The sequence below is a fragment of the Sphingomonas pituitosa NBRC 102491 genome (assembly GCF_001598435.1).
Taxonomy (GTDB): Bacteria; Pseudomonadota; Alphaproteobacteria; order Sphingomonadales; family Sphingomonadaceae; genus Sphingomonas; species Sphingomonas pituitosa.
The window spans coordinates 78,571-91,657 of record NZ_BCYY01000010.1 but is presented as its reverse complement, the minus strand read 5'-3'; the positions used below and the strand labels follow the sequence as shown (position 1 = coordinate 91,657).

10 protein-coding genes are annotated in these 13,087 nt (G+C 67.7%); 5 read left to right on the top strand and 5 right to left on the bottom strand.

The genetic code is table 11. The features are described 5' to 3' along the window. Window position 1 precedes the first annotated feature (1 nt). The 4 genes from SPI01S_RS22660 to SPI01S_RS10460 all read right to left on the bottom strand — a co-directional run bounded on the left by SPI01S_RS22660 (window position 2) and on the right by SPI01S_RS10460 (window position 4,289). On the bottom strand, window positions 2–616 hold the full coding sequence (locus tag SPI01S_RS22660; RefSeq protein WP_066721916.1) for a type IV toxin-antitoxin system AbiEi family antitoxin domain-containing protein: 615 nt from the start codon (window positions 614–616) through the stop codon (window positions 2–4). Between the two features lie 9 nt (window positions 617–625). Next, a complete protein-coding gene (locus tag SPI01S_RS10470; RefSeq protein ID WP_066721914.1) occupies window positions 626–2,851 on the bottom strand; it encodes a TonB-dependent receptor in 2,226 nt (741 codons plus the stop codon). 162 nt (window positions 2,852–3,013) lie between these two features. Beyond that, window positions 3,014–3,691, bottom strand: a complete 678-nt coding sequence (locus SPI01S_RS10465) for a phosphatase PAP2 family protein (RefSeq protein ID WP_066721912.1) — start codon at window positions 3,689–3,691, stop codon at window positions 3,014–3,016. Next, on the bottom strand, window positions 3,681–4,289 hold the full coding sequence (locus tag SPI01S_RS10460; RefSeq protein ID WP_066721910.1) for a DedA family protein: 609 nt from the start codon (window positions 4,287–4,289) through the stop codon (window positions 3,681–3,683). The genes SPI01S_RS10465 and SPI01S_RS10460 overlap by 11 nt, the downstream gene beginning before the upstream one ends. A 142-nt stretch (window positions 4,290–4,431) precedes the next feature. On the opposite strand from SPI01S_RS10460, the gene SPI01S_RS10455 reads away from it, so the two are divergent. The 5 genes from SPI01S_RS10455 to SPI01S_RS10435 are packed head-to-tail and all read left to right on the top strand — an operon-like array spanning window position 4,432 to window position 12,006. After that, on the top strand, window positions 4,432–5,412 hold the full coding sequence (locus SPI01S_RS10455; RefSeq protein WP_066721908.1) for an efflux RND transporter periplasmic adaptor subunit: 981 nt from the start codon (window positions 4,432–4,434) through the stop codon (window positions 5,410–5,412). Beyond that, window positions 5,412–8,594, top strand: coding sequence for an efflux RND transporter permease subunit (locus SPI01S_RS10450; protein ID WP_066721906.1), 3,183 nt, complete (start codon window positions 5,412–5,414; stop codon window positions 8,592–8,594). The genes SPI01S_RS10455 and SPI01S_RS10450 overlap by 1 nt, the downstream gene beginning before the upstream one ends. After that, window positions 8,591–9,976: an efflux transporter outer membrane subunit gene (locus SPI01S_RS10445; RefSeq protein ID WP_066721904.1), complete on the top strand. Its 1,386-nt coding sequence runs from the start codon at window positions 8,591–8,593 to the stop codon at window positions 9,974–9,976. Before SPI01S_RS10450 ends, SPI01S_RS10445 begins: the two co-directional genes overlap by 4 nt. A gap of 8 nt (window positions 9,977–9,984) precedes the next feature. Then, window positions 9,985–10,659: a response regulator transcription factor gene (locus tag SPI01S_RS10440; RefSeq protein ID WP_066721902.1), complete on the top strand. Its 675-nt coding sequence runs from the start codon at window positions 9,985–9,987 to the stop codon at window positions 10,657–10,659. Further along, on the top strand, window positions 10,660–12,006 hold the full coding sequence (locus tag SPI01S_RS10435; protein WP_066721900.1) for a sensor histidine kinase: 1,347 nt from the start codon (window positions 10,660–10,662) through the stop codon (window positions 12,004–12,006). It abuts the gene before it with no gap. A gap of 7 nt (window positions 12,007–12,013) precedes the next feature. Here SPI01S_RS10435 and SPI01S_RS10430 read toward each other — a convergent pair whose 3' ends face one another. Next, entirely contained in the window at window positions 12,014–13,060 is a 1,047-nt protein-coding gene (locus SPI01S_RS10430; RefSeq protein ID WP_066721898.1) for a sulfite exporter TauE/SafE family protein, read from the bottom strand. Between the last annotated feature and the right edge of the window lie 27 nt (window positions 13,061–13,087).

The following is a 13,087-nucleotide window of genomic DNA, read 5'->3' as shown; positions in this document are numbered from 1 at the left end:
TTCACCCACGCACGGTCTCGGGGGCGGCTTGATAAACGCCAATCCGGACGCGCACGAGCAGCCCTCGCTTGAACATGATGCTGACGACCTGGCGCGACACCCCGAAGCCGGCGAGATCGCGCGACGTGGTATTCCCCCGCTCCCGCACGAATTCGAGCGCCTTCCCCTGCAAAGTGCTGGTGAGTGGCGGATAGGCAGAGCGGACGGGCTGAGCCACGACGTTGATGACGGGCGAAATGGCGATCGACAGTTCGTCGCATGTCTCCCCCAAGCCGGCGAGCCTCGCCAAAGTCGCGTGGCCGAGCTGGACGCCATCCTTGGCGAGGCGGCGCGCGCACGCCTGCACGATCGGCTGCCAATCCCCTTTGATCGTCACCGCCAGGTCGGGATTGGCGCGCTGGAAACCGGCGAGTGCGCCGAGCAGGCATAGCTCCTGCCTTGTCGCGTAGGTGCTTGAGACCGGAGCCGGGCTAAATCCGCGCGCCGATCCTGCCGTTCGGAGACGGCCGAACAGTGCGTGCAGATCGCCGGCTGCAACGACAGGATCGGCCCCCCGAAGGAGGCCGATCACAAGGCGTTCGCGCGAGGCGAGCCGGTTGAGCCGGAATACACGCATCGCGAGCGTTCAGAAGCGCGCATTGACCCCGACGCGGAAGGCCGTCGGCGACCCTGGCGTGATGTTGGTATTGCTGTTGGAATACAGGAAATACCGCTCGTTGAAGATGTTCTCGACGTTGAGCTGAAGGTCGAGCTGGGGCGACAGCCGATAGTAGATCGCTCCGTCGACCCGCGTGTAGCCGGGCATCGAGACAAGATTGTCGGTCGCCGCGAAGCGCCGACCTTGCCGGATCACGCCGACCGCGGCGCCGAGCGCTTCCGTCGGGTCGAACCGCGTCCAGAGCGCCGCGGCGTGCTTCGGCACATTGGCGACCCGATTGCCGCGCAGCACCGTTCCCGACTGTGAATCAAGGAACTTGGCGTCGGAGTAGGTGTAGGAGCCGATCACGCTGAGCTGGTCGGTAATCTCCCCCTGCGCGCTCAGCTCGACGCCCTTGGTCCGCTGGCGGCCGATCGGGATCGTCGGCGAACTTGGATTGTTCGGATCGCTCAACGCCAGCACATTACTGCGATCGAGCTGGAACACCGCGCCCGCGACGTTGAAGGTGGGGAGAATGTCCCACTTCGCGCCGATCTCGTAATTCTCATACTTCTCGGGCGCGAGGCTTTGGTTGGTCAGGTTGAGGCCGGCGAGCTGGTCGCCGCCGCGCGGCAGGTAGGTCCGTGAATAGGCGGCGTAGATCGACGCCTGCTCGATCGGCTTGAAGATCAGGCCGGCACGAGGGGACCACAAATTGTTGGTCACATCGAAACCGCGCTGCTGGTTGACCGGGAAACCCACGGTCCGCTGGTCGCGAACGTGCGTATCGAAATGCTCGTAGCGGATGCCGACCACGACATCGAACACCGGCGACAGCGCAATCTGGTCCTGAATGTAGCCGGCCGCGACCTTAGCGACGCTGTGGTTGTCGCCGCTGCTCGCGATCGGCCGCCACAGCACGTCGGGACGACGGATGCGCGGCGCCCCGATCGTCGCGAAGATGGTCTGGACCCCTTGCGCATTGGTCGCAGTCGGGAAGAAACCTTCGAGGCGGAGATTGTCCGTCTCCTGACGGCCGAACTCGGCGCCGATCAGCAGCGTGTGTTCGATCGCGCCCGTGGTGAAGGTCGCGTTGAAGTCGGTCTGATTGAACAGGTTCTGACGCTGCGTCGCGTTGTCGTAAGCCTGAATCGCGACGATCGTGCCGGGAGCATAGGTGCCCGCCGGGAGTCCGGCGGGGTTGACCTGGGCAGCGGTGTTCACGGCGCCGGGGAAGACGTTGCGGTAGAACTTGTCATATTCCGCGTAGCGCGTGCGGTTGCGGATCACCACGTCATCGCTGAAACGATGCTCGACGAAAAGGGTGCCGGCGTCGGTGTCGGTCCACGTCGGGCTGTTGTCGGGATCGCCGAAGAACTCGCCGCGCCGCGTGCGCAGCGGCTGACCCAGGTAGGAGGAGACGCCGCGGTCGGCGACGCGATCGTCCTCGAAATGCTCGTAGCCGACAGAAATCGTCGTGTCGGGGCCGAGCGCCAGCGTGGCGGTGGGATTGAGGCCCCAGCGCTCGTAGTCGACGCCATCGCGGTAGCTGCCGCTGTTCTGATAGACGCCGGTCAGGCGCAGCGACAGCATCTCGCTCACCGGCGCGCCGACGTCGACCTGCCCGCGATAATGGTCGAAGCTGCCCGCTTCGAGACGACCGCCGATGTGCTGGCGACCATCGGCGACCTTCGTGACGCGGTTGATGAGGCCGCCGATGCCGCCGCGGCCGAAGATCATCGCGTTCGGCCCCTTGAAGACCTCAAGGCGCTCGATGTTGTAGAGATCGCGGTAGGTCTGAACATCGTCGCGGATGCCGTCGACGAAGAAATCGCCGGTGGTCGAATTGCCGCGGAACGACAGGGTTTCGCGGTTGCCCTCCCCTTGCGACGAGAAGACGCCGGGCACGTAGCGGATCGCGTCGCCGATGCTGTTCGCGGCCTGGTCGAGGATTTGCTTGACGGGAACGACGGTGACGCTCTGCGGAACATCGATGAGCGGTGTGTCGGTGCGCGTGGCGCTGATGCTGCGCGACACCTTATAGGACGTCTCGGCTTCCTGTTCGTCGATCGCCGTGTCGGTGACGGTCACGGTCCCGAGTTCGGCCGGCTTGGTCTGTGCTTGCGCCTGCGCCCAGGCCGGCGAAGCGGCGGCGATCAGCATCGCGGTCGACAGGGCGGCCAGCGAAGTGCGTGCCAGTGTAACGGTGTTCATGATCCCCCAACTGTAGCTAATGCGAACGATTTGCAGGTGGGGGCTTGTCTTTTCAGAGGGGGCTGAGCAACCAGATTGAGGTTACATTGGGGCTTTGTATCCTCCCGGTAATCTTACCCCAATGTGATCGGCGGGGCAGATTGGCTCGTCTACGTGCTTCGGTCAGGTTCTGCGGCGTCCGACAAGGGCGCTGCCTAGCGCGCCGCATAGCAGCGCCCATGCCCCGCCGATCGCCCAGCCGGCGAGGACGTCGGTTGGATAATGGACGCCCAGGTAGATGCGCGAGAACCCGATCAGGATGACGAGCAGACTGGCGGTCGCCATGAGATAGGCCCGACCCGGCCGGCTCGGCGCCGCCCGTGCTGCGATCATCGCAATGGAGAGATAGACGACGGCCGAGTTCGCCGCGTGGCCGCTTGGGAAGCTCGCGCTGGCGACTTCCGTCCAGTGCGGCACGACGTCGGGACGGACCCGACCGAACCAAGGCTTCACGAGCGACGCCAAGGAGGTGCCGACCGCGGCCTGCACGATCAGGAACGCAGCGAGCCGCCCGGAGCGGACGACCGCGAGATAGCCCCCTACGACAAGCACGACCAGCGTGAGCGTCGCACGGTCGCCCAGCGCGGTCGCATCCAGCATGATCGCGCGCAGGGCGGGCAAGCCGCCCAGGTGCTGACGAACCCACAGCAGCGCGCCGCGATCGAAGGCGAGCGTCTCGCCTTCCGCGATCTCGCTTCCGAGCTTGGCAATCAGGAACGCCAACGCCGCAGCCAGCGCCAGTCCGCCGGCGATCAGCGTCTCGGGGCGGCGAGTGAGCCCGCGCGCGCGCTCACTCGCCACGATGCGTTTTCCGCCAGGTCGCGACCCGCCACGCATACCAGACGGCAATCGCCACGATAATCGCCAGCGAGAACGGGCCGATCACGCGCGACACCGCGTCATGGCGCGCGCCGAGGCTTGCTCCCGCTCCAGCGAGGAGCGCCGTCCAGCCGAGAGTTCCGGCAAGGGACCAGGCGAAGAACCGCGGAAACGGCATGGCAAGCAGCCCGGCCGGGACGGAGACGATGGAGCGGACGGTAGGCACCATCCGCCCGAAGCAAACGAAAAGCGAGCCGCCCCGCGAGAATAGATGTCGGCCGCGATCGACATCCGACCAGTCGAGCGTCAACCATCGGCCATGTCGATCGATGAAGCCGTGAAGCCGATCAACGCCCACTCTGCGCGCTACCGCATACCAGAACACGTTGCCGGCCATTGCGCCCGCGGTGCCGGCCGCAATGACCCCGGCGAGCGACAGCGAACCACGCCCGGCCTGCATCCCTGCGAGCGGCATGATGACTTCCGAAGGTATCGGTGGGAACACCGTCTCGGCGAGCATCAGGAGCGCGATGCCTACATAGCCCAGACCATCCATGAGCTGCTGAATCCAATTCGCCATGATCGGCCGCTAACGGCTCGCGCTGGATCGAGGATGGCGCCTGGATTGCAAACTCCCAATCCGCGTCGCTTGCAGCCGCGATGTTGGAGTTTCGTATAGAACCCGAAAGCATCGGCCAACCGCGCGCGCCTAGACTGCCCCGATGCGCCCTCCCCTGATCCTGCTCCTCCCCGTCATCCTCGCAGCGTGCGGCGGCGAACCGTCGAAGCCCGCTGCGCCTCCATCGCACGCCGAGACCATCGCGCACGAAACCGAGTTGCTGAAGCTCACGTTGACGCCGCAAGCGCAACAGCGGCTCGGGATCGGCCTTGCCCGAGTCGGTGACGGCTCAGCCAGCGCGCAGCGCCAGGTCGCCGGCGAGATCGTCGTGCCGCCGACCAGCGCCAACGGCGTGCCGGTCAACTCGCTCACCAACCTGCAACAGGTCGGCGCCCAACAGGCCGCCGCCGACGCGGAGCTGGCGCGGGCGACCGCGCAAGCCCGGCTTGCCCGCATCGCGCTCAACCGGGCGGAGAGCCTGGTGCGTGAGGAGGCCGGCAGCGTGCGCGCGCGGGACGAGGCCGCCGCGGCGCTGGCGGCGGCACAGGCCGCGCTCGGCGCCGCGCGCCAGCAACGGCAGTTGCTGGGTCCGTCGGTCTCGTCGCTGGGTTCGCAGGCGACGCTTTGGGTGCGAGCCGCAGTCTTCGGGAGCGACGTCGGTAACGTCCGGCGCGACGGCGCCGCCACCATCACGATGCTCGGCGCTGGCGGCGCGCCACGCCTTGCCCGCCCCGTGCAGGCTCCGCCATCGGCGAACAGCGCCGCCGGCACGGTCGACCTGTATTATGCGATCGACAATCGCGACCGGGCGTTCCGGGTCGGGCAAAGGGTGTCGGTCGGGTTGCCGATCGCCGGGCAGACCGAGGGGTTGTCGGTGCCCTCCACGGCGATCCTTCGCGACATCTACGGTGGCGAATGGATCTATCAGAAGACCGCTAAGGACACTTTCGTCCGCCAGCGCGTCGAAGTCGCGTCCGAGTCAGGTGGACGCGCATTGCTCGCGCGGGGCCTGTCGTCGGGGGCGGAAGTCGTCACCACCGGCGCGGCCGAGCTGTTCGGGACCGAGTTCGGGGCGGCACACTGATGCTCGCCCGGCTCGTCCACTTCGCGCTCGCGCAGCGCGTCCTCGTTCTCGCGTTGGCGGCGCTGCTCGTCGTTCTGGGCGTCCGCGCCGGTCGCGACATCCCGCTCGACGTGTTCCCCGAGTTCGCCCCGCCGATGGTCGAGATTCAGACCGAGGCGCCGGGCTTGTCCACCGAGGAGGTGGAGAGCCTGGTGACGGTGCCGATCGAGACCGCGGTCAACGGCGTGCCCGGCTTGATGACGCTGCGGTCCAAGTCGGTGCTGGGGCTCTCGTCGGTCCAGATCCTCTTCGAGCGCGGGTCGGACGTGCTGCGCGCGCGCCAGATGGTCGGCGAGCGCATCGCCCAGGTGCAACCGCGCCTGCCGATCGCCGCGCGCCAGCCGGTGCTGATGCCGCCGCTCTCGTCGACAAGCCGCGCGATGAAGATCGGGCTATCGTCGGCAAAACTCGATCAGATGCAGCTTTCCGAGCTGGTGCGCTGGACGATCCGGCCGCGGCTGATGGCGGTGCAGGGCGTCGCCAACGTCGCAGTGTGGGGGCAACGCGACCGTCAGCTCCAAGTGCTGGTCGACCCCGACCGGCTGCGCGCCGCGGGCGTGACGCTGGCGGAGGTGCGCGCAGCGGCAGGAGACGCGGTGCTGGTCGGCGGTGGCGGCTTCGTCGATACCCCCAATCAGCGGTTGGCGGTGCAGCAGGCCGGGACGGTGCAGACCGCCGCCGACCTCGCCCAAGCGATCGTCAAGCAGGCGGGCGAGGCCCCGGTGCGGATCGGCGACGTCGCTCGCGTCGTCGACGGCTTCAATGCGCCGATCGGCAACGCCATCATCGACGACGGCCCGGGCATCATGCTGATCGTCGAGAAGCAGCCGACCGCCAACACGCTGGAGCTGACCCGCGCCGTCGAGTCCGCGCTTGGCGAGCTGAAGCCAGGCTTGCGGGACGTGAAGGTCGACACAACCATCTTCCGCCCCGCGACCTTCATCGAGCGATCGATCGACAACCTGACCCGGGCGCTGTTGATCGGCTGCGCGCTGGTGGCGATCGTGCTGTTCCTGTTCACCCGCGATTGGCGGCAAGCGACAATCAGCCTCGTCGCCATTCCGCTGTCGCTGCTCGGCGCCGGCCTGGTGCTGCTCTGGTCGGGCGCCACGATCAACGTGATGGTGATCGCGGGCCTCGTCATCGCGCTCGGCGAAGTGGTCGACGACGCGATCATTGACGTCGAGAACATCGCGCGGCGTCTCCGGTTGAACCGCGAGCTGGCGGAACCCCGGCCCGCCTTCGAGGTGGTGCTTGCCGCCTCGCTGGAGGTGCGCTCGGCGGTAGTGTTCGCCTCGCTGATCGTGATGCTTGTGTTCCTACCGATCTTTTTCCTGGGCGGGCTCGCAGGCACCTTCTTCCAGCCGCTAGCGGTCGCTTACGTCCTCGCCATCGGCACGTCGCTGCTCGTGGCGCTGACGGTGACGCCGGCGATGTGCCTGTTGCTCCTTCCGAACGCACCCCTCACCACCGAGCGCGACACCCGCTTCGTCGCCGGGCTGAAGCGCCGCTACGTCGGCTTCCTGCCCCGTGTCGTCGGTCGACCGACGCTGGCGGTCGGCATCGTTGCCGGCGGACTGCTGCTGGCGGGCGTCGGCTATGCGACCTTCAAGGACCAGTTCCTCCCCGACTTCCGCGAAACCGACTTCCTGATGCACTTCGTCGAGAAGCCCGGCACGTCGATCGAGGCAATGGACCGGATCACCATTCGCGCGTCGAAGGAGCTGCGCGCGATTCCAGGCGTCCGTAACTTCGGCGCGCATATCGGCCGCGCCGAAGCGGCCGACGAGGTGGTCGGACCCAACTTCACCGAGCTGTGGATCAGCCTCGACGAGAGCGTCGACTACGATGCGTCGGTCAAGCGGATCAAGGAAGTGGTCGAGGGGTATCCCGGCCTCTACCGCGACGTGCTGACCTATCTGCGCGAGCGCATCAAGGAGGTGCTGACCGGCGCCGGCGCCACCATCGTCGTTCGCATTTATGGCCCCGACCAAGACGAGCTGCGCGCGGCCGGCGCCAGGGTTCGCGACGCGCTTGGCGGCGTTCAGGGTCTCTCGGACCTGAAGCTGGAGAGCCAGGTGCTTGTGCCGCAGATCAGGGTCAGGCCGCGCCCTGACGAGTTGGCGCGGCTTGGCCTCACCGCCGGCGAGGTCCGCCGCCAGGCGCAGACTCTCGTCGCGCAACAGAAGGTCGGCGAGATCTATCGCGAGCAGAGGGCGTTCGACGTCGCGGTGTGGGGCGAACCCGCCGTCCGCAACAACATCCACGCGCTGCGCGATTTGATGATCCAGGCTCCGACCGCCGGAAGCATGGCACCCGGCGCAGGCAGCGCGCTTCCCGCTACCGGGGGAGCTTCAAGCGGCAGCGCCGCAGGATTGGGAGCGCCGGTACGGCTCGGCGACATCGCCGATATCGAGATCGTCCCCGCTCCCAATGAGGTGAAACGGGAGAACGGCCAGCGCCGTTTGGACGTGACGATGAACGTCGCCGGCGCCGACCTCGGCACGGTCGCGCGCAGCGTCGAGGCCGCGGTGGCGAAGGTGCCCTTCGCCACCGGCTACCATCCGCACGTGCTGGGGGAATATGCCGCTTTGAAGGAATCGCGCCAGCGGCTTTGGACGACGGGGGCGCTCTGCCTCGTCGGCATCCTGCTGCTGGTCTGGATCGAGTTCCGCTCGCGCCGGATCACGGCACTGGTGGGCGTTAGCCTTCCCTTTGCGCTGGTCGGCGGCGTCGTTGCGGTCGCGCTTACCGGAGGGGTGCTGTCGCTCGGCTCGCTGGTCGGCTTCGTCACCGTCATCGGCATCGCCGCGCGCAACGGCATCATGCTCCTGTCGCACTACCAGCATCTTGAACGGCACGAGGGCATGGTGTTCGGCCGCGAGCTGGTGATGCGCGGCGCCGAGGAGCGATTGGTGCCGATTCTAATGACCGCAGCCTGCGCCGGCCTCGCGCTGGTCCCGCTGATCGTCGCCGGCAACGCTCCGGGCCACGAGATCGAACATCCGATGGCGATCGTGATCCTTGGCGGCCTCATTTCGTCGACCGCACTCAATCTGCTGCTGCTGCCCGCACTCTACGCGCGCTACGGCGAGGAGCGGCCCGCCCCGCCCGCCCCGGCCCACCGGGAGGCGCTGGCATGAGCGTCCTCTTCCGGGGTGCCGCGCCGGCGCTCGCCCTTTTCGCTTCCGCGTGCATGAGCGTGCCCAAGCCGCCAGCCACCGTCGCGCCGGCGAGCGCCGCCGGGGCGTTCGCATCTCTGCCCGTCGCCTCGATCGCGCCGGTCCCGGACGATTGGTGGCGGCTCTACGACGATCCCGCGCTCGACGAGCTGGTGCGGGCCGCGCTTGCCGCCAACGCGGACCTGCGCGTCGCCTATGCCAATCTCGACGGCGCGCGGGCCGCACTCCGCCAGGCGCAGGCGGCGCGGCTGCCGCAGACCACCATCGAGAGTTCGCTTGGCGTCGACAATCCCGCCGCGCAGCCGAGCGCGTCGGGCAACGTGCCCACCACCGACTACGACGTGGCGGCGACCGCGAGCTGGGACGTCGACCTGTTCGGGCGGCTGCGTTCCGCCGCGACCGCCGCCCGCGCCGACGCCGAGGCGCAGACCGCGGTGCTGGATGGCCTTCGCGTCGCGGTCGTTGCCGACACGGTGCTGGCCTATATCGATTTGTGCGGCTCCACCCGTGCGATTGCCGTCGCGCGCGAGGTCGCGACGGTGCAGGACCGCTCAGTTGCGCTGGTGCGTGAGCAGCTCCGCGCCGGCGAGGTGTCGCCGCTAGAGGTGTCGCAGGTCGCGACGATCGCCGCGTCGACCCGCGCGGCCATCGCGCCGTTCGAGGCGCAGCGGGCCAACGCTCTCTACCGGCTCGCGACGTTACAGGGGCGGCCGCCGGCCGAAGCGCGGTCCTATGCCTTCGCCTGCGCGGCGCCGCCGCGGCTGCGCGCTGCCGCGCCGGTTGGCGACGGGACTGCCCTGCTCCTTCGCCGTCCCGACGTCCGCGAGGCCGAACGCCGGCTCGCCGCGGCCGCCGCACGGATCGGCGTCGCGCGCGCCGACCTCTACCCCCGCGTCAATCTCGGCGGGGCGATCGGGTTGTTGTCTGGTGGCTTCAAGGCAGTCGCCTCGCCGCTTGTCACCTGGGCGTTCCCCAACCAGGCGCCCGCGCGTGCGCGGCTCGAACAGGCACGAGCGACGGAACGCGCCGCGCTCGCCGGATGGGACGTAGCTGTGCTACGATCCCTGCGCGAAGTGGAAACGGCGCTCGCCGCCTATGACGCGGAGACGCGGCGCAACCGCGAGCTGGGCTTGGCCTCCACGGAGGCCCAAGCCTACGTCCGCAGAGCGGGCGCGCGGGTGCGCCTCGGCGACGCGCCGGGGCTGCTTCAGCTCGATGCGCAACGCTCGCTCGCCGCCGCCACGCTCCAGAAGGTCCAATCCGACCTTCTGGTATCGCAAAGCGAGGTGGCGCTGTTCCGGGCGCTGGGCGGCGGTTGGCGCACAGCGGAGCCGGCGAGATAGGGTGTGAGATGCGTATATTGATCGTGGAGGATGACGCCGAAACCAGGGCCTTTGTCGCGCAGGGGCTCGGGCAGGCCGGCCATCAGGTCGCGACGAGCTTGGACGGCCGCGACGGGCTGTTCCAGGCAACCGGCGGTGAGTTCGAGGCGATCGTGGTCGATCGGATGCTTCCGGGGCTAGACGGGCTGGCGTTGGTCAAGGCACTGCGTGCCGCGGGCGACACCACGCCGGTTCTCATGCTGACCGCGGTCGGTGGGATCGCCGATCGGGTCGAGGGCCTGGAGAACGGCGCCGACGACTATCTCGTCAAGCCGTTCGCCTTCTCCGAGCTGGCCGCCCGCCTCAACGCGCTTGCCCGCCGCCCCGCGCCGCGGAATGAGCCGCACCAGCTTAAGGTCGCCGACATCGTTCTCGACCTCGATCGCCGCTCCGTCGAGCGGGGCGGCCAGCGCGTCCACCTTCAGCCGCGCGAGTTCGCGCTGCTCGCCGAGCTGATGCGCAATCCGCGCCGTGTGATGACCCGCACCATGCTCCTCGAGCGGGTCTGGGATTTCGATTTCGATCCCAAGACCAACATCGTCGAGACGCACCTGAGCCGGCTACGCTCGAAGCTCAACGCCGGATTCGACGAGGATGCGATCGAGACCGTGCGCGGCGCCGGCTACATGATCCGCGGCGAGTAGATGCTACGTCGGCTGTGGCGTTCGACCTTCGGCGTCGTCGCGCTGGTCGCGATCGGCTTCGCGGCCGCGACACTCGCGATCGGCGCCATCGCCTATATCGTGACCCACGAGGCGTTGGAAAAGCAGCTCGATCACCGCGTTTCCGTCGAAACGGACGCCCTGCTGCAAGAGGTGAAAGAGGGCGGTATCGCGAGCGTGGCGGAATCAATCCGCTTGCGAGAGGCAACCCGAACGACGTCGAGCCTCGATTATCTCTTGGTCGACAAAGCCGGTCGCTCGATCGCCGCAACCGTCACGCCCCTTGTGCCCGTAAGGGCGGGCTATGAGGAGTTCTTCCGCTTCCGGCGTGACGGCTATACCGGCATCGGGCAATCGCTGACCACGGCGCTTCCTGGCGGAATGCTGGTCGTCATCGCCGATCGCCGCGACCTGAAAGAGATCGACCGCACCCTCGAAATCCTGTTCGCCGGCGCGCTCGGTGCAATGCTGGCGCTCGGTGTGGGGGCCGCGGCACTGATCGGATGGCTGACCCGGCGCCGCCTTGCACGGATCGACGCCACCGCCAAGGCGATCATCGCCGGCGACCTGGCGCAGCGCGTCGCCCGCGACGGGTCGGAAAGCGAGTTCGACCAGCTTGCCGCGACGCTCAACCAGATGCTCGACCGCATGGCCGCGCTGATGGACAATCTGCGGCAGGTATCCAGCGACGTGGCCCACGACCTGCGCACGCCGCTCACGCGCCTCTGCAACCAGCTCGAACGCGCCTCCACGGGCCAGGACGATGACGAGCGCGTCGACGCTATCCATGCTGCCCGCGATCAGGCCAACGAGCTGCTGGAGATCTTCGCCGCGCTTCTTCGTATCGCCGAGGTCGAGGGGCTGGCCGAGCGCCGCGCGCTCGCTCCAGTCGATCTATCCGCGCTTCTCGACGAGATGGTTGACACCTACCGCCCCGACTTCGAGGCGGCCGACCGCCGCTTGGTCGCGGCTATATCGACCGGGTTGCAGGTTCGCGGCGATCGGCGCCTCCTGGCGCAGGCCGTTTCCAACCTGCTCGAAAACGCGCTGCGTCATACCCCCGCCGGCACGACGGCCACCTTGTCGGCCAGCGGCAGCGGAGAGGCGATCGACGTCGAGCTGGCTGACGATGGTCCTGGCGTTCCCTCCCATGAGGCCGATCGGCTCTTTCAACGCTTCGCCCGTGCCGAGGCGTCACGGACAACCGCTGGACACGGGCTGGGGTTGGCGCTCGTCCGCGCAGTCGCGGTCGGTCATGGCGGCGACGCCATCCTCTCGCGTTCGACGGGGGGCTTTGCCGTCAGTCTCCGCTTGACCCGGTCACACTGATCGGGGGTCAATCCGCGTCTGCCCGCGGCAGGTTGAACTCATAGACACGGCCATCCCGCCGGAACTCGATTTCCCACTGACGGCCTGCCAGGCTCAGCGCCTTCTCTACGGACACGATGCTTCCTTGCCCGACCTTCCGGGCGATTTCCGCGCGGGTTTCAGCCGGTATTTCGGTCAGCCGCGACGGCACCTCGATCACAGGCCCTTCGATCGTATCGATTTCCACCGTGAGCTGTCGCCCGCGCGCGCGCGTCGTCAGCTCGACTTCACGGGGCGCGACGCTGACCGCCGCGCCGAGCCTGTTCTGCGCAATGACCTGCGCCGAGCTGGTCGTGGTCATCGTCACGCCGGCAATCGCCATCGCGGCCAATCCGATCCTTCGGAAGAACACCTCGTTGAGCCGGCGCAACGTGAATGGGGTAATGACGGAGGCCCCGATCGCCCCAATCGCGACGACCGCTCCGGCGAACAAAGCCCGCTCGGTCAGAAGGCCGAAACTGGCGTAGAGCACCAGCTTGATCAAATGCAAAAGCACTTCGTTCGCCGCACGCGTCGCGACGATTTCCTCCTTGTCCATTTCAAGCCGGTAGTAGAAGCGGTTGAACAACAGTCCCACAGCTCCGGTGAAGCCGGACAGGACACCCGCAGCGGCTCCCACCATAAGCAGTTGGCGCGGACGACTCTCGACGGGCAATGGTGCCGGGCGCGCGATCGTCTTGCGGAATACCGCTGGCAGGTTCCCCATCAGGAACAGTCCGATCAGGACTTGAATGTAGATCGGTGGGAAGAAGGTCAGCAGCCAGGCGCCGACGAATACCGCGGGAACCGCCGCCGGAACGAACCAGCGAACGACATCCCACCGAATGCGCTTCCTCAGCACGATCAGGCGCGATGCCGAACTCGTCGCGGTTCCGATCGACAGTGCAGCGGGCGCGGACGCGGCCGGGAGCAACAGCACCAGAACCGGCATCAGGAGCAGCCCCGCACCACCTCCCGCGACACTACTCAGGAGGAATGCGGCAATGCTGCCGAGCAGGAGAAAGGCGAGAAGCATCGGTGTATGCTCTTTTCCCGAACAGAT